The 15,404-nt window shown below is 62.0% G+C and carries 13 protein-coding genes; 5 read left to right on the top strand and 8 right to left on the bottom strand.

The genetic code is table 11. The annotated features are described in order from the left end of the window. Positions 1–22 precede the first annotated feature (22 nt). Together PQR53_RS23575 and PQR53_RS23570 are read right to left on the bottom strand one after the other, a co-directional pair. Complete coding sequence (locus PQR53_RS23575; protein ID WP_408459127.1) at positions 23–3,274, bottom strand: efflux RND transporter permease subunit; 3,252 nt, start codon at positions 3,272–3,274, stop codon at positions 23–25. 465 nt (positions 3,275–3,739) lie between these two features. Beyond that, positions 3,740–4,174 carry a VOC family protein gene (locus PQR53_RS23570; protein ID WP_179738172.1) on the bottom strand — a complete coding sequence of 145 codons (435 nt, stop codon included), beginning with the start codon at positions 4,172–4,174 and terminating at the stop codon, positions 3,740–3,742. Between the two features lie 166 nt (positions 4,175–4,340). Between PQR53_RS23570 and PQR53_RS23565 the strand changes: the two genes are divergently transcribed. The 3 genes from PQR53_RS23565 (at position 4,341) to PQR53_RS23555 (ending at position 6,518) form a co-directional block, all read left to right on the top strand. Beyond that, positions 4,341–5,216, top strand: coding sequence for a LysR family transcriptional regulator (locus tag PQR53_RS23565; RefSeq protein ID WP_179738174.1), 876 nt, complete (start codon positions 4,341–4,343; stop codon positions 5,214–5,216). A 234-nt stretch (positions 5,217–5,450) separates the two neighbouring features. Next, a complete protein-coding gene (locus PQR53_RS23560) occupies positions 5,451–6,089 on the top strand; it encodes a LysE family translocator (protein WP_408459124.1) in 639 nt (212 codons plus the stop codon). Positions 6,090–6,158: 69 nt separating this feature from the next. Further along, entirely contained in the window at positions 6,159–6,518 is a 360-nt protein-coding gene (locus PQR53_RS23555; protein WP_408459121.1) for a hypothetical protein, read from the top strand. A 32-nt stretch (positions 6,519–6,550) separates the two neighbouring features. On the opposite strand, the gene PQR53_RS23550 is transcribed toward PQR53_RS23555, so the two are convergent. Next, the gene (locus PQR53_RS23550) at positions 6,551–8,263 is read right to left on the bottom strand and encodes a SulP family inorganic anion transporter (RefSeq protein ID WP_408459119.1); all 1,713 of its coding nucleotides are present in this window, start codon (positions 8,261–8,263) and stop codon (positions 6,551–6,553) included. Here PQR53_RS23550 and PQR53_RS23545 point away from each other — a divergent pair. Together PQR53_RS23545 and PQR53_RS23540 are read left to right on the top strand one after the other, a co-directional pair. Next, a complete protein-coding gene (locus PQR53_RS23545) occupies positions 8,241–8,573 on the top strand; it encodes a hypothetical protein (RefSeq protein WP_408459117.1) in 333 nt (110 codons plus the stop codon). The two genes, PQR53_RS23550 and PQR53_RS23545, sit on opposite strands and share 23 nt — an antisense overlap. Positions 8,574–8,949: 376 nt before the next feature. Then, positions 8,950–9,807, top strand: a complete 858-nt coding sequence (locus PQR53_RS23540) for a PA4780 family RIO1-like protein kinase (RefSeq protein ID WP_408459115.1) — start codon at positions 8,950–8,952, stop codon at positions 9,805–9,807. A gap of 88 nt (positions 9,808–9,895) precedes the next feature. Here the strand turns inward: PQR53_RS23540 and PQR53_RS23535 are convergent, their stop codons facing one another. From PQR53_RS23535 to PQR53_RS23515, 5 genes are read right to left on the bottom strand one after another with little or no spacing between them, the layout of a single operon-like run. Then, entirely contained in the window at positions 9,896–10,957 is a 1,062-nt protein-coding gene (locus PQR53_RS23535; protein ID WP_408459112.1) for a LacI family DNA-binding transcriptional regulator, read from the bottom strand. Positions 10,958–11,014: 57 nt separating this feature from the next. Then, the gene (locus PQR53_RS23530; RefSeq protein ID WP_408459110.1) at positions 11,015–12,283 is read right to left on the bottom strand and encodes an ABC transporter ATP-binding protein; all 1,269 of its coding nucleotides are present in this window, start codon (positions 12,281–12,283) and stop codon (positions 11,015–11,017) included. Positions 12,284–12,298: 15 nt separating this feature from the next. Next, entirely contained in the window at positions 12,299–13,210 is a 912-nt protein-coding gene (locus PQR53_RS23525) for a carbohydrate ABC transporter permease (protein WP_179738185.1), read from the bottom strand. Continuing rightward, positions 13,210–14,151: a carbohydrate ABC transporter permease gene (locus tag PQR53_RS23520; protein WP_408459107.1), complete on the bottom strand. Its 942-nt coding sequence runs from the start codon at positions 14,149–14,151 to the stop codon at positions 13,210–13,212. The genes PQR53_RS23525 and PQR53_RS23520 overlap by 1 nt, the downstream gene beginning before the upstream one ends. Positions 14,152–14,160: 9 nt before the next feature. Then, positions 14,161–15,402: an ABC transporter substrate-binding protein gene (locus PQR53_RS23515; RefSeq protein WP_408459105.1), complete on the bottom strand. Its 1,242-nt coding sequence runs from the start codon at positions 15,400–15,402 to the stop codon at positions 14,161–14,163. Positions 15,403–15,404 lie beyond the last annotated feature (2 nt).

Genomic DNA, 15,404 nt, shown 5'->3' with positions numbered 1-15,404 from the left:
CAGCCGTCATTTACATTGAACGTCACGCGGGCTTGCCCGCGCCGCCGTGATCCGGCGCGGGGCCGTCATTGCCGTGGCCGCCGCCGTCGCCATGGTTGCCGTGCTTGCCCGTCGTGTCCGTGTCGTCATCGTCGTGATGGCGGCGCGCGAGGCGCGTATGGATGCCCGCGAACACCAGCGGCACGAAAAACAGCGTGGACACCGTGGCGAACAGCAGGCCACCGATCACCGCGCGGCCGAGCGGCGCGTTCTGCTCGGCGCCTTCGCCCAGCCCGAGCGCCATCGGAATCATGCCGATGATCATCGCGAAGGCGGTCATCAGCACCGGCCTGATCCGGCTGGCACCGGCTTCGAGCGCGGCCGTCAACGGCGGGGCACCGGCGGAGAGCCGCTGGCGCGCGAACGACACCATCAGAATACTGTTGGCGGTCGCGACGCCCATCGTCATGATCGCGCCGGTCAAGGCCGGCACGCTCAGATGCGTGCCGGTCAGGAACAGCATCCACGCGATGCCCGCCAACGCCGCCGGCAACGCACTGACGATGATCAGCGGATCGACCCACGACTGGAAATTCACCACGATCAGCAAATACACGAGCACGATCGCCACCGCCACGCCCAGACCGAGACCGAAGAACGAACTGCGCATGGTCTCCACCTGGCCACGCACGGTGATCTGACTGCCGCGCGGCAGCGAGGCCCGCACGTTATTCACCAGCTTGTCGACCTGATTCGCCACGCTGCCCAGATCGCGCTTCTCGACGCTCACGTAGAGGTCGATCACGGGCCGGATGTTGTAGTGGGTGACTTCCGCGAACTGAGTCTGCGGTGTAAGCCGCACCAGGTTGCCGAGCAGTTGCGTCGGTCCGTTGGCCGAAGCCGACACAGGCGTGCGCAACAATTCATCGATCGAGGTTATCTGATACTGCGGCGTTTGCACCGCGACGCTATATTCGACGCCGTTCCTGTTGTTGAACCAGAAACCCGGCGAGGTCTGCGAGCTGCCCGACAAGGAAATGAGCACGTTTTGCGCCACGTTGCTCGCGCTCAGATTGAGTTGCTGCAGGCGGGTGCGATCCATCTGAAGATTGATCGCGGGTTCATCCAGCTTTTGCTGGATGTGGGTGTCCACAGTGCCGGGAATCAGCCGCACCTGTTTCAGCAACTTGCGCGCGACGTCGAAGTTGCCCACCTGATCCGCGCCGGAAATCTGTACATCCACCGCGGCGGGCAGGCCGAAGTTGAGAATCTGCGTGACAATGTCGGCCGGCTGAAAGAAGAACTCGACGCCCGGAAAACGCTGCGGCAGGATCGCGCGCAGTTTGTCCATGTAGAGCTGCGTCGGCTTGTGGTTCTCGTTCAAGGCCAGCTGGATTTCGCCGTCGAGCGTGCCGATCGTGCCCGAGTTGCTGTACGAGAGATTGATACCGCTATACGGCAAGCCGAGGTTATCGAGGATCGTGCCGAGTTCGTCGGCCGGTATGACCTCGCGGATCACCTTCTCGACTTCGTCGGCAAGACGCGCGGTTTCCTCGATGCGCGTGCCGGTCGGCGCACGCATGTGCAGACGAATGTCGCCCGCGTCGACGCTCGGAAAGAAGTCCTCGCCGAGCACGAAAACCAGTCCCATCGAGACGACGCAGAACGCGAGAAACAGACTGCCGAAGCGGCCCCGGCGCACCAGCACGCTGCTGAGAATCATGATGTACGCGGCACGCATGCGCTCGAAACCCGCGTCGAAGCGATGATAGAGCCGCATAAACAGATTCGGCCTGGCACCCGCCTTCGGCTTGTGCGCGTGGCCCATCAGCAGCATCGCCATAGTCGGCACCAGCGTGCGCGACAGAACGTACGAGGCGATCATCGCGAACACCACCGCTTCGGCGAGCGGCACGAACAGGTACCGCGCGACGCCGGTCAGGAAGAACATCGGCACGAACACGATACAGATACACAGCGTCGAAACCAGCGCGGGAATCGCGATTTCGCCGGCACCGTCGAGAATCGCATCGTGCAGATTCGTGCCCATATGCAGATGCCGTTCGATGTTTTCGATCGTCACCGTCGCATCGTCGACCAGAATCCCGACCGCCAGCGCAAGGCCACCGAGCGTCATGATGTTGATGGTTTGCCCAAGCGCGTGCAGCGCGATCAGCGAGGACAGAATCGACAGCGGAATCGAGATCGCGATGATGCAGGTACTGCGCCAATTGCCGAGGAACAGCAGAATCATTGCGGCGGTCAGTACGGCGGCGACCAGTGCTTCACGCACCACGCCCTGCACCGCCGCTTTCACGAACACCGACTGATCGAACAACGCGGTAATGTGCAGGTCCGGCGGCAACGCGGCGCGCGCGCTCGGCAGCAGGTCCTTCAGCCTGTCCACGATCGCCAGTGTCGAGGCATTGCCGTTCTTCAGCACCGACATCAGCACGCCGCGCCGGCCGTCTTGCCGCACGATATTGGTCTGCGGCGAGAAGCCGTCGCGCACATGGGCAACCTCGCGCAGATACGTCGTCGCGCCGTTGAGCGTACGCACCGGGATGTCGTTGAGCCCGTCCAGCGTGGAAGGCGAGCCGTTCATATTGATCGTGTATTCCTTCGGCCCGATCTTGGCCGTGCCGGTCGGCAAGATCAGGTTTTGCGCATTGAACGCATTGACTACGTCCGAAGGCGTCAGCCCTTTTGCGAGCAACGCGCGCGTGTCGAGATCGACCGAGATCAGACGCGCTTTGCCGCCGTATGGATACGGCACGGCTGCACCTGGAATCGTCACGAGTTGCGGACGCAGGAAATTCAGCGCGGTGTCGTTGAGCGCCTGCTCCGACAGTTTCGGACTCGACAAACCGAGTTGGATCACCGGAATGCTGGAGGCCGAGTAGCTGATCACCAAAGGCGGTGTCGCGCCTGGTGGTGCCTGTTTGAGCTGCGCCTGTTCGACGGCCACCACCTGCGCGATCGCGGTCTGGATGTTCGCGTCCGGCTGCAGGAACACCTTGAGAATCGAGATGCCGGCAAGCGACTGCGATTCGACGTGCTCGATGTTGTTGACCGTAGTGGTCAGGCCGCGCTCGTTGCCCGACGCGATACGGTTGGCCATGTCTTCGGCCGACAAGCCCGTGTAACTCCAGATGATACTGACCACCGGAATATTGATTTCCGGCAACACGTCGACCGGCGTGGTGAGCAGCACGAACGGCGTCGCCAGCAGGATCAGAATGGCCATCACGATGAAAGTGTATGGCCGCTTAAGCGCTACGTTGACGATCCACATGAAACGCGCCCGAGAGAATGCCGAAAGGAATTGAATCGCCGTGACTGAACGGTCGCGCTGTTTCAGCATTCGAAATGCCGAAGCCGGCAGACATGCGCACATGTTTGCCGGGGCCCATGCCCGCGCCTCTCCGGTGAATCAGTGCGTATGCTAGATCGATAGCACCAACACCTGCATGGCGCCAAAATGGCGAAATTGTCAGGAAGGCTAATGTAAGCCTTGCTGGCGCTTCGAACGCTGGCTGAGTCCGAGGACGCAAACGTTTGATGACAGGGAGATGCGCGCTTTTAATGGAATGACTAAAGGCATGTCTCGCTCTCACACCGCGAGAAATACCTTTAGATTGAATTGCGCAATGCAAATACCCTACGCTCAGATTTGCATCGTGCAAAGCCCTTGCGTGAAAGTCGCACTCAGGTAATCAGCGTCCGCTTACCGGATTTGACCAGGCTCGCGGCGCCGGCATCACTTCGCAAACAACGACGACATATTCGCGAACGCCTTGAATTCCAGCGCGTTGCCCGACGGGTCGAGGAAGAACATCGTCGCCTGTTCGCCGACCTCGCCTTTGAAGCGCACATGCGGTTCGATGATGAAGTCGATGCCGGCCTTTTGCAGCTTGTCCGCCGCGGCCTGCCATTGCTCCATCGAGAGCACCGCGCCGAAGTGGCGCACCGGCACCGCGTCGCCGTCGACCTTGCTGGTCTGCCGATGGCCGGCTTCCTCGGGCGCGAGATGCGCGACGATCTGATGGCCGTAGAAGTTGAAGTCGACCCAATCCGGTGCGCTGCGCCCTTCCGGACAGCCGAGCAGTTCGCCGTAGAACTCGCGTGCGGCGGCAATGCTATGCACAGGAAACGCCAGATGGAACGGCGGCAAAACGGTTTCGGAAATGCTCATGATGGGAAAACTCGCAGAAAGGAAAGGGGCTCGCGTATCGATCCATGAAGCGGTCTATGAAGCGATTCATGAAGGAGCACGCGTAAGACAAATTCTAACCATGATTAAAAATGATGGAAAACGATATATATTTGATCTGACCATCACCAGAATCTATCAATCGACCATGCTCAACGAACTCAGAACCTTTATCGCCGTCAGCCAGTCCGGCACGTTTTCTGGTGCGGGAGCACGCATCGGCCTCACGCAATCCGCCGTGAGTGCGCAGATGCAGCGGCTCGAAGAGGAACTCGGCTTCGCGCTGTTCGACCGCACTGGCCGCTCTGCCACGCTCAACGACGCCGGGCGCGAAACGCTCACCCTGGCCGAAGAAATGATGACACTGTACAGCCGGCTCTCGGAACGCGGCGCGGGCGCGGCGGAAAGCGGCATGCTGCGAGTGGGCGCGATTGCGTCCGCGCAAGTGTCGTTTCTCGCCGACGCGCTGGCCCGCTTTCGCGACGACCGCCCCGGCTGGCGGATTCGCGTCGTGCCCGGCGTGTCGCTGGGTTTGCTCGGGCAAGTGGATTCGGGCGAGCTCGATCTCGCCGTCGTCATCAAACCGCCGTTCGCCCTGCCCTCTGAGCTCGAATGGCGCACGCTCGTCACCGAACCATTCGTGCTGCTGGTGCCGAAATCGCTAGCGCGCGGCAAGCGGTCATGGCGCGAGTTGCTCAGGAGCGAACCGTTCATCCGCTATGACCGCGGATCGTTCGGCGGCAGGCTGGTGGACCGCTTTTTACGGCGCGCGCGGCTGAATGTGCAAGACGTGATCGAGCTGGACGAGCTCCAAGGTATCGCGCAACTGGTCGCGCGCGGCATCGGCGTGGCGCTCATTCCGAATACGGCGGGACTCGGCAAGTGGCCCGCAAACGTCACCGCACTCGAACTCGGCGACGCGACGTTTCACCGTGAAATCGGCCTCGTACAGCGTCCGCGGCATAGCCGCCAGGCGGTGGCCGGCGCGCTGGCGGATTGCATCGGTAGCGCGGCGGGGGCGTGAGGTGGCTGAGTTGGGTGGTTGGCCCGAGTTGTCGAGCCGACCGGGTTGTCTGAGTAGCCAGGTCGCCTGAACTGTGCCGCAAACACCCGATTGTCCCGCCGTACAAGCCATCAACTGTATCTGTGAGAGTCGCACGCGGGCGAGCAGAATCGTTGTTCGCGCATCGATACGCGCTTTTGACCCGTACCGTTTCGAGCGGCACGGTTTGCGGCCACCCAGGTTCACAACAAGCCCATGATCGCCAGTACCTTCCTCACCGCCGACGTCCTGATCGCCTATAGCGCCTATTTCGTCGGCACGGCGAGCCCCGGGCCGAGCAATCTCGCGATCATGTCGCTCGCCATGAGCGCCGGCCGGAAATCCGCGCTGACCTTCGCGCTCGGCGTGGTATCCGGCTCGTTTTTCTGGGCGTTACTGGCGTCGCTGGGCTTGTCGGCGGTACTCGCCACTTACTCGGAATGCCTGGTGGCGATCAGGGTTGCCGGCGGACTTTATCTGCTGTGGCTAGGCTTCAAATCCGCGCGCTCCGCATTCAGCGCGAAAAAGTTGCCCGCCACAACCGCCCGCGAAGGCGAGCCGCTCAAGCGGCTCTATCTGCGTGGCCTGCTGCTGCATCTCACCAATCCGAAAGCGATTCTGGTGTGGCTCTCGATCGTTTCGCTGGCCATGTCACCTGCGAGCGGCACGTCGCACACCGCGCCCGTGGTGCTTGGCTGCATGGCGATCGGCGTATCCGTGTTCAGCAGCTACGCAGTGCTGTTTTCGACCGCATCCGCGCGGCGCATCCACGCCGCGATCCGTCGCTGGCTGGACGGTTCGCTCGCGATCATGTTCGGCATCGCCGGAATCAAACTGCTGACGTCGAAAAGCTAGCCGCGCCTGAGGGACGCGACCGCTCTGCGATACTGTCAGCCTGATGACTCGAGCGGACACGCGAACACGATGAGCGGTAGCAATGACCTGAATCCGGCAGCAAAGCGCTCGCCACTACAAAGACGGCTTTATCTGGCCGGCGCCGTCGTGCTGGCCGCCGGCCTGGTCGCCGCGGCGATCATCTATGCGATGGCGCCGGCGCCAGACAGCGCCGTCTCCATGTACAGCATCGCGGACCCGCGCTATCAGATCGAATTGCAGCGCATCGGTGGCAACGCGGCGGTGGTGATGGCGCAGCTTCATCAGTGGTTCGACGGTCTATGGCACGGCACGGCGCTCGCCTATACGGTAGCCGTACTTGGCGCGCTCTCCGCCGGCGCATGTTTTTTTATCGGCTACTTCTTTGCCGACGAAGAGCCGCAGCCCTGAAACCATCCGCCGCGGCCCCGCTAATCAGGCAGTTACGGCGCGTCTTTAACGTGCGCACCGGGCTGCTCCACGCCTGCCATGCGCAGCGCCTCATGCAGGGTGCTGAAAATACATCTTGTCTCGACGACCGGCGTGATTCCATGCCGGTCCATATCCGAGCGCAAATAGCGGTTCACGCGCGCGAAAATCACTTCGATGCCGCTGTGCTTGAGCGTCGCGCATAATTCGCCGACCGAACGCGCCGCCGAATAGTCGAGGTCGGTGATCGCGCTCGCATCGATCACGAACCAGCGCACCGCGCTCGGTGCCTGATCGATCAGACGGCGAGCGTCGTCGACGAAAAAGTGGTCGTTCGCATAGAACAGATCCGCGCCGAAGCGATAGACGATCAGCCCGGGCGCCGTCTGAAGTCCGGGCGTGGCCGGCACAGGTACCCAGACGCCGTCTTCGCCGGGCGCGAGAACCATGGTGTGCGGCCGGTAACTATGCCGCACATGTCGCAGCAGCGATAACGCCACCGCCACCAGAATGCCGTGCTCGACACCGATCAACACCACGGCCGCCGCGGTGAACACCGCCAACGTGAATTCACCGGGACTTTCGCGGCGAATCGAAAACAGCGTTTTCAGATTGACCAGGCCGACGGCGATCGTAAACACGATGCTGGCCAGAATGCAGTGCGGCAGGTACTGCAAAAACCGGCTGAAAAACAGCAAGACCACGACCACCACCACCGCGAATACAACCTGTGCGAACTGGCTGCGCGTACCCGCGCGATCGGCCATGGCGGTTTGCGTCGGACTGCCGTTCACCACGAACGCGCCCGAAAACGCCGCCACGGCATTGGCGGCGGCAAGCCCCAGCAGATCGGCGTTGGTATCGACGGTTTCGTGGTAACGCTCGGCGAATACGCGGCTCGCGGCAGCGCTTTGCGCAACGATCATCACGAAACACGAGGCGGCGACCGGCAGCAGATCGAGAATTTGCTGCCACGTGACCGACGGCATGCGCAGCGGCGGCAGGCCACCCGCCACCGGGCCGAGTACGGCAATGCCGTGCGCGGCGAAGCCGTAGATATCGCTCGCGGCAATGCCCGCCACCACCGCGACCAGCGGTACCGGCACGCGCGGCAAAAAGCGCTTGCAAGCCAGAATGGAGACCACGACCAGAGCGGAAATAGCGAGCGTCGGCAAGTTGATCCGCGTGACATCGCGCGCCACCAGCGCAAGTTGGGCGATGCTGGTCGCGGCATGCCCGGGCAAGCCGACCATGTCGCCCAGCATGGCGATGCCGACCTGGACGCCGACGCCCGCGAGAAAGCCGACCAGGACGGTGCGCGAGAGAAAGTCAGCAAGAAAACCGAGTTTGAAGATCCGCGCGATGAGGAGAAGCGCGGCGGTAAGCAAGGCGACCATCCCGGCGAGCGCCGCATAGTCGGCGCTCGAAGCCGGCGCCATGGTCGAGAGGCGGCTCGCGAAAATAGTCGCGGTGGCGGAGTCGGCCGCCACCACGAGGTGCCGCGACGCGCCGAAGAACGCGAACGCGATAAGCGGCAGAAAGACGGTGTAAAGCCCCGTGACGGCAGGCATGCCGGCAATGCGCGCATAGCCGAGCACTTGCGGAATATCCATCGACGCCAGTTGCACGCCGGCCAGCGCGTCACGCGCCGCCGCGGCACGGCTCAAAGGAAGCACGCCTTTCAGTACGCCAAGGCGCGCCGTGATGTTTGCCAGAAAATCTCGCATGCGCGATGCTGCCCCAAACTTAGGTTATCGCGCATCGTGCCGCGACTCGGCACATAAAGGCAAGGCTGGAGAGCACGCCCGGCTGAAGAAGATCGCCCAAGGCCTGCCGTTCATCCCCGCGGCATGGCTGAACCCCGAATCGTTCCAGTTTGGGTTAACGCTTGAACTGCCCGGTCTGAGGATCCACGTGCCGCGCAAAACCGAACAACGCGGCGATGCAGATCGGACAGGCGATGATGAATACGGCCAACATCTCACACCCCGTAACAAATTGTTACGGCCAAGTTTAAGCGATTGGTATGCGAAATGAATGAGGGAAAACGCAAGTCACTGTTGCGGCGTATTACGGCGACGCCCGACACCGACACAAGGCCTGCTTGCCTGCTATTTCGAGCCTGAATATGTCCGATACTTAAGTCAAAAACTCGAATTCTGCCCAAAGTATCGGACACACCATGTGTATCGGACACACCCCTTGACGGTTCCAGGTTTGATGCGCGAGGTTCGCAGCACGGCATACGAGGCATGCCGGTCACAACTGGCACCTTCGCGCCGGCGTTCCGGCACATGGCCTCGCACCCCGTATAATCCGGCATGATCCGAATTTCCCTCTCTACGCTCCAGCACGCGGCCACCCATGCGGCCACCCATGGCCACCGCGCCGCCCTCCACCCCACGGCGGCCGTATGAAAACACCCAAACGTCTGCTGCCGCTGGTCGAGGAAGGCCTGATCGACGAAGTCATCTCGCAGTTGATGAGCGGCAAGGAAGCCACCGTGTACGTGGTCCGCAGCGGCGAATCCACACGTTGCGCGAAGGTCTATAAGGACGCCAAACAGCGCAGTTTCCGTCAGGCCGCGTCCTATCGCGAGGGCCGCAAGGTCAAGAACAGCCGCCAGCAGCGCGCAATGGAAAAAGGCAGCCGCTATGGCCGCGAGGTGCAGGAACAGGCGTGGCAGAACGCGGAAGTGGATGCGCTGTTCCAGCTCGCCAACGCCGGTGTGCGTGTGCCGCAGCCCTTCATCTGCACCGACGGCGTATTGCTGATGGAATTGGTGACGGATGCGCACGGCAACGTCGCGCCGCGTCTGAACGATGTCGAGATGACCGAAGCGCGCGCGCTCGAACTGCACGCGCTGCTGCTCAACCAGGTGGTGCGCATGCTGTGCGCCGGCATGATTCACGGCGACCTGTCCGAATACAACATCCTGCTCGCCGCAGACGGCCCGGTGATCATCGACCTGCCCCAGGCCGTGGATGCCGCCGGCAATCTGGAAGCACCGGCCATGCTGGAGCGCGACGTGAACAACCTCGCCACTTACTTCGGCCGATTCGCCCCCGCTTTGCTCGACTCGAGCTACGGCAAGGAAATCTGGTCGCTATACGAAGCGGGCGCGTTGCACGTGGATGCCGAGTTGACCGGCCGGGTCGAACTGGACACCACGCCGATCGATCTCGAAGGCGTGCTTCAGGAACTCGAAGACACGCGGCTCGATGAGGAAGCGCGTCTGCGCTACGAACAGTCGCTGCGCAGCGGAACCTGATCACCCTGAGCAGCCGTTGCGCAACGCGTAAGCGGTCCACGAACGGACCCGCAGCTTGCGCGTACCTGAACGCCGCTGCGAGCAGAAACTACGAAGCGCTACTGCAACTGGCCGTCTGGGTCCTGCTCGATGAAGCGACAGCCCCAGGTGCCGGTCCCACCGATTCCCGCATCGTCACGCTCACCGGAAACTCGCGGAAAATCTCCCACGAGGTCCGGTAGCACTGGTTGACCAGCCAGCGCACCGCGTTCTGCGTCAACTCCGCCGTCGGGATATGCACCGAAGTCAGCCCAGGCGCGGCATAAGCGGCCGAATAATCATCGTCATAGCCGATCACCGAGACTTCGTCCGGTACGGCAATGCCCGCCTGGTGAAAGCGCGCTAGAGCACTCACCGCCATCGTGTCGTTCGCGCAGAAGAGTCCCGTGAAGCGCCGCTTCGAATCGAGCAGCTTCTGCGCAGCCGCGTAGCCGCCTTCCGGCGAGAAGTCCGATTCGATCAGTGTGACGTCCTCGCGGGCGATACCCTCGCGTGCCAGTTCGGCAAAGAAGCCTTCGAGCCGGATCTGATTGTCCGAGGCGCTGGACGGCCCGGAAATCACCGCGATATGCCGATGCCCATGATCGAGCAGCGTGCGTGCCGCCAGTTCTCCGCCGCGCCGGTGATCCGCGCAGAACGACGCCTCGGGCAACTGATCGAACGCGCGATTCAGAAATACCATCTTTGGATGCATGCGATGCAGCATGTCCAGATCGTCGTCGTGCAGATCGTGGCTGATCACCACCACGCCGTCGCAATCGCGGCCGATCAGAAATCGCACCGCCTCAATGGCCTGTTCGCGCGGCGACGCTTCCCCGCAGCCCGTTGCCACCACCACGTGGCGGTGCACTGCGCGCAGTTCGGTGTCGGTCTGCTTGAGAATCGTGCCGTAATAGGAGCCGAAGAAGGTCGGCACGAATATGCCGATCATGCCGAGCGATTGCGTCGCCATGGCCCGGCCGATGGACGACGGCCGGAAATTCAGCGCTTCGATCGCCGCTTTTACGCGCGCGGCGGCATCCGCTGAAATGGGCCCCTTGCCGGAAATAGCTCGCGACGCGGTCGACATGCCGACGCCGGCCAGTGCCGCGACATCTTTGAGTGTTGCCACGCGATTCTCCGTCAAGCCTTTTGTTGTATTCAACGACGCCTCATGCGGTCACGGTCACTATAGACGCGCGCCGCCTTCTTCATCGAACAGCGAAATATGTGCGCCGTCGAACCAGAACGTCGCGGCATCCCCTATCGCCACCGGCGTTTTCGTCGGATCGATCGACGCGATTTGCACACCATGATAGTCGAGCCAGATGACGCGGTGGTTGCCCATCGGCTCGACCAGTGAAATGGTGGCGCGCTCGATCATGGTCGTGCTCGAGGCTTCGCCCACGTGCACGTCTTCGGCCCGTACGCCGAGCAAGCAACGCGTGCGATCCGCGGGTGCGCTTTTGAACGGGTACGGCGATACGTCGAGCCGCAAGTGCGCCGTACAAAAGTATAGCGAGCCGTCGCGTGCTTCCAGCGAGCCCTTGAGTACATTCATCGCGGGCGAGCCCAGGAATGTCGCGACGAACAGATTGTTCGGCCGCGCATAGACTTCGGCGGGCGTGCCGAACTGCTGGATCACGCCGCCGCGCATCACGGCCATGCGCGTGGCGAGCGTCATCGCTTCGACCTGATCGTGGGTCACGTAGATCATCGTCGCGCCCAAACGCTGGTGCAGTTGCTTGAGTTCGCGGCGCAATTCGGTGCGCAATTTCGCGTCGAGGTTCGACAGCGGCTCATCGAATAGAAACACGTCGGCTTCGCGCACGATCGCGCGGCCGATCGCCACGCGCTGCCGCTGCCCGCCCGATAGTTGCGCCGGCTTGCGCTTGAGCAGCGGGCCGAGTTGCAACATCTCGGACGCCCGCGTGACGCGCCGCTCGATTTCCGCCTTCGGCGTGCCGTTGATGCGTAACGCAAACGACAGATTGCGCTCGACACTCATGGTCGGATACAACGCGTACGACTGAAACACCAGCGCAATGCGGCGGTCTTTCGGATCGGCCCAGGTCATGTCTTCGCCGGCAATCTCGATGCTGCCGTCGGTCACGTCGATCAAACCCGCGATACTGTGCAGCAAAGTGGATTTGCCGCAACCCGAGGGGCCGAGCAGCACGACGAACTCGCCTGCTTGCACGTCGAGATCGAGATTCTCGATCACCGTATTCGCGCCGAGCTGGATCTTCAGATTGCGCACCGAGACATTGGCCGGATTCGATAGACGCGCCGCATCCGCCGCATTGCCGAGGTTTGCCGCGTCTGCCACAGCGTCTGCCACAGCGTCTGCCACATTAACCGCGCCTGCTGGATGTGCCGTCGCATCCGCGGTCACATTTGCCGCCCCATTTGCCCCCGCATTTGCCGCCGCGTTTGCCACACTAGCCAGGTTTGTCATGCCCTATCCTTTGACTTATCCCTTGACGGCGCCGGACGCAATGCCGCGCACAAACCAGCGGCCCGAAATGAAGTAAACCGCCAGCGGTACCATCGAGGTCAGAATGGTCGCCGCCATATTGACGTTATAGAGCCTCTCGCCAGTCGTCGTGTTGATAATGTTGTTCAGCTGCACCGTCATCGGCAGATTTTTCGTGCCGGCGAACACCAGGCCGAGAATGAAGTCGTTCCAGATACCTGTCACCTGCATGATCACCGCGACGACGATGATCGGCGTGGACATCGGCAGCATCAGTTGCAAAAAGATGCGCCAGAAGCCGCCGCCATCGATGCGCGCCGCCTTGAACAACTCCTGCGGAATCGACGCGTAGTAGTTGCGGAATAGCAGCGTCATCACCGGCATGCCGAAGATCGTATGAATCACCACGATGCCCGGCAGCGAACTGAACAGATGCACGCTCGCAAGCACGCGCACCAGCGGATAGACCATCACCTGCACAGGAATGAAGGCGCCCATCAGCAGCACGCCGAACAGCAGCCCGGCGCCGCGTGGCCGCCAGAACGACAGCGCATAGCCGTTCACCGCGCCGATCACGATCGACAACACCGTGCTCGGCACGACGATCCGCACCGAATTCCAGAAGCCGACCTGGATGCCGTTGCAATCGAGCCCGGTACACGCGGAGTGCCACGCGGCGCTCCATGCGTCGAGGGTGAAATGCGCGGGGAAAGCGAGCAGATTGCCGAGGCGAATCTCGCTCATCGGTTTGACCGAGGTGACGAGCATCACATACAGCGGCAACAGGAAGAACAACGCGGCGGTGAGCAGGAATGCGTAGACGCCGAGGCGCGCGGGTGTAAAAGCCCGGCGGCGCCGGCGCGTACGGCTCGGCGTGCCGCCCTTGAGTGGCGGACTCAGCGTGTTCATCACACCTCCTTACGCAACGCAGCGCGGCTGCGGGCATAGAAGAACGGCGCGAGAATCGCCAGCACCGTGGCCAGCAACACGATCGACGCCGCCGACGCGAGGCCGATGTTCGCGCGGCCGAACAGATAATCCATGATGAACTTCGCCGGTACTTCGCTCGCCGTGCCGGGGCCGCCTTGCGTCATCGCGACGACCGCGTCGTAAAGTTTCACGACCATCACGAAGAGCAGCACGAAGGCGGTGGACATGGAAGGTCCGAGCATCGGCACGACTATGCTCGCATAGACGCGCCAACGCGGAATCCCGTCGATACGGGCGGCTTTCCAGAGTTCGTCGTCGATACCGCGCAAGCCGGCCAACAACAGCGCCATCACGAGACCGGACGCCTGCCACACCGTCGCGATCACAATCGTGTAGATCACCCAGTCCTGATCGACGATCCAGTCGAAACGCGCATGCACGAAGCCGAGTTTATGCAGCACGGCCTGCGCGCCCAGTTGCGGATTGAGAATCCACTGCCAGACCAGACCCGTTGCGACAAACGACATCGCATACGGATAGAGAAATACCGTGCGCAACGCGCCTTCCGCCACCACGCGCTGGTCGATGAAAATCGCCAGCAACAAGCCGATCACCATGCACGCCACAATGAAACACGCACCGTAAATCACGATGTTTTGCAGCGACAGCAGCCAGCGGTCGTTGTTGAAGAGCCGCGTATATTGCGTGAGGCCCGCGAAGTCGCCGGAAGGAAACGTGCGCGAGTTGCTGAGGGACACGCGCGCGGTCCAGACCATCGTGCCGAGATACGCGAACACGACGGTCAGGACCATGGGCAGCAACGCCAGCCACACCGCAAATGGAAAACGCTTCTTTAACGGCTTTTTCTGCGACCCCTTGCGAGACCTGGAGCCGGCGGCTGGCAGCTTGAGCGCATGCATCGCGAGCGCCTAGCTCTTCAACGCACTGGCAAACGCCTTCTGCGCGTCGTCGACCGACTGGTTCTTATTCCAGAAGTTCGTGATGACGTCGATCAACGCGCCCTGCGTATCAGGCGAGAGCAGCATTTCCGGATTCGGCAACTGACGTGACTTGTCCTTCATGATCGCCATGCCCTCCTTCGCGCAGATGTCGAGACTGCTGGCGTCCACATCGGGACGAATCGGAATCGAGCCTTTCTTCGCGCTGAATGCGACTTGCGCGGCCGGCGAGGTCATCACCGTGGCAAGCAGATTTTGCGCCTTGATCGCGTTGGCGTTATCGGTTTTCGGGAACACGAAGACGTCGCCCGCGACCAGATACGGCGAGTGCGGACCGAAACCCGGGAAGCAGCCGAAGTCCTTGCCGGCAGTCTGGTTGGCCGCCGAGAATTCGCCCTTGGCCCAATCACCCATGATCTGCACACCCGCCTTGCCGGAAATCACCAACGCGGTGGCATCGTTCCAGTTGCGGCCAGGCGAGCCCGGATCGACGAAATCATGCAAGCGCTTGAACGACGCGAGTACTTTCTTGAAGGCGTCGGACTTGACCGCGTTCTGGTCGCGATCGCGATACACCTTCAGGTAGAGATCGGGACCGCCGACGTCGGCGAAGACCGCGTCGAACGTGATCTTTTCCTGCCACGGTTGACCGCCGAGCGCGAGCGGGATCACGCCTGCCGCCTTCAGCTTGCCGAGATCGGCGAGGAATTCATCGTAGCTCTTCGGCTCGCCGGCAATGCCGGCCTTCTGGAACACCGGCTTCGAATAGAAGAACCAGGCCGGCATGTGAATATCGACCGGCGCGGCGTAGTAATGGCCTTTCACCTTGATGCTGTCGATGATCGACTGCGGGAATACGCCGTTCCAGTTTTCTTTCGCGGCGACGTCATCGACATTGTTCAGCAGGCCCTGATCGATCAGGTCGTGAAACTGCTTGGAGGTATTGAACTGCGCGGCCGTGGGTGGATCGCCGCCGACGATCCGGTTGATTGCAGTGGAGCGCGCCTGATCGGCGCCGGCTACCGCATTGTCGACCCACTGGCCACCGGCTTTGTTATACGCATCGGCGAACTGGCGGATTGCAGCCGACTCGCCGCCGGAAGTCCACCAGTGAATCACGTTGGCCTTCAAGGGTTCCGCTGCGTGCGCGACGACGCCGTACAACGCCAGTGCTGCAACCACGCCTCGCAAGACCATTTTTCTGCTGTGCATTC

It is taken from the genome of Paraburkholderia fungorum (assembly GCF_046027605.1).
Taxonomy (GTDB): domain Bacteria; phylum Pseudomonadota; class Gammaproteobacteria; order Burkholderiales; family Burkholderiaceae; genus Paraburkholderia; species Paraburkholderia fungorum_F.
The sequence above is the reverse complement of the archived record's forward strand: the minus strand, read 5'-3'. Positions and strand labels throughout refer to the sequence as shown.

Excerpts from the sequence above, each read along its gene's own strand:
- PQR53_RS23575 (WP_408459127.1), bottom strand. The coding sequence starts at position 3,274 with ATGTGGATCGTCAACGTAGCGCTTAAGCGGCCATACACTTTCATCGTG.
- PQR53_RS23570 (WP_179738172.1), bottom strand. The coding sequence starts at position 4,174 with ATGAGCATTTCCGAAACCGTTTTGCCGCCGTTCCATCTGGCGTTTCCT.
- PQR53_RS23565 (WP_179738174.1), top strand. The coding sequence starts at position 4,341 with ATGCTCAACGAACTCAGAACCTTTATCGCCGTCAGCCAGTCCGGCACG.
- PQR53_RS23560 (WP_408459124.1), top strand. The coding sequence starts at position 5,451 with ATGATCGCCAGTACCTTCCTCACCGCCGACGTCCTGATCGCCTATAGC.
- PQR53_RS23555 (WP_408459121.1), top strand. The coding sequence starts at position 6,159 with ATGAGCGGTAGCAATGACCTGAATCCGGCAGCAAAGCGCTCGCCACTA.
- PQR53_RS23545 (WP_408459117.1), top strand. The coding sequence starts at position 8,241 with ATGTTTGCCAGAAAATCTCGCATGCGCGATGCTGCCCCAAACTTAGGT.
- PQR53_RS23550 (WP_408459119.1), bottom strand. The coding sequence starts at position 8,263 with ATGCGAGATTTTCTGGCAAACATCACGGCGCGCCTTGGCGTACTGAAA.
- PQR53_RS23540 (WP_408459115.1), top strand. The coding sequence starts at position 8,950 with ATGAAAACACCCAAACGTCTGCTGCCGCTGGTCGAGGAAGGCCTGATC.
- PQR53_RS23530 (WP_408459110.1), bottom strand. The coding sequence starts at position 12,283 with ATGACAAACCTGGCTAGTGTGGCAAACGCGGCGGCAAATGCGGGGGCA.
- PQR53_RS23525 (WP_179738185.1), bottom strand. The coding sequence starts at position 13,210 with ATGAACACGCTGAGTCCGCCACTCAAGGGCGGCACGCCGAGCCGTACG.
- PQR53_RS23520 (WP_408459107.1), bottom strand. The coding sequence starts at position 14,151 with ATGCATGCGCTCAAGCTGCCAGCCGCCGGCTCCAGGTCTCGCAAGGGG.
- PQR53_RS23515 (WP_408459105.1), bottom strand. The coding sequence starts at position 15,402 with ATGCACAGCAGAAAAATGGTCTTGCGAGGCGTGGTTGCAGCACTGGCG.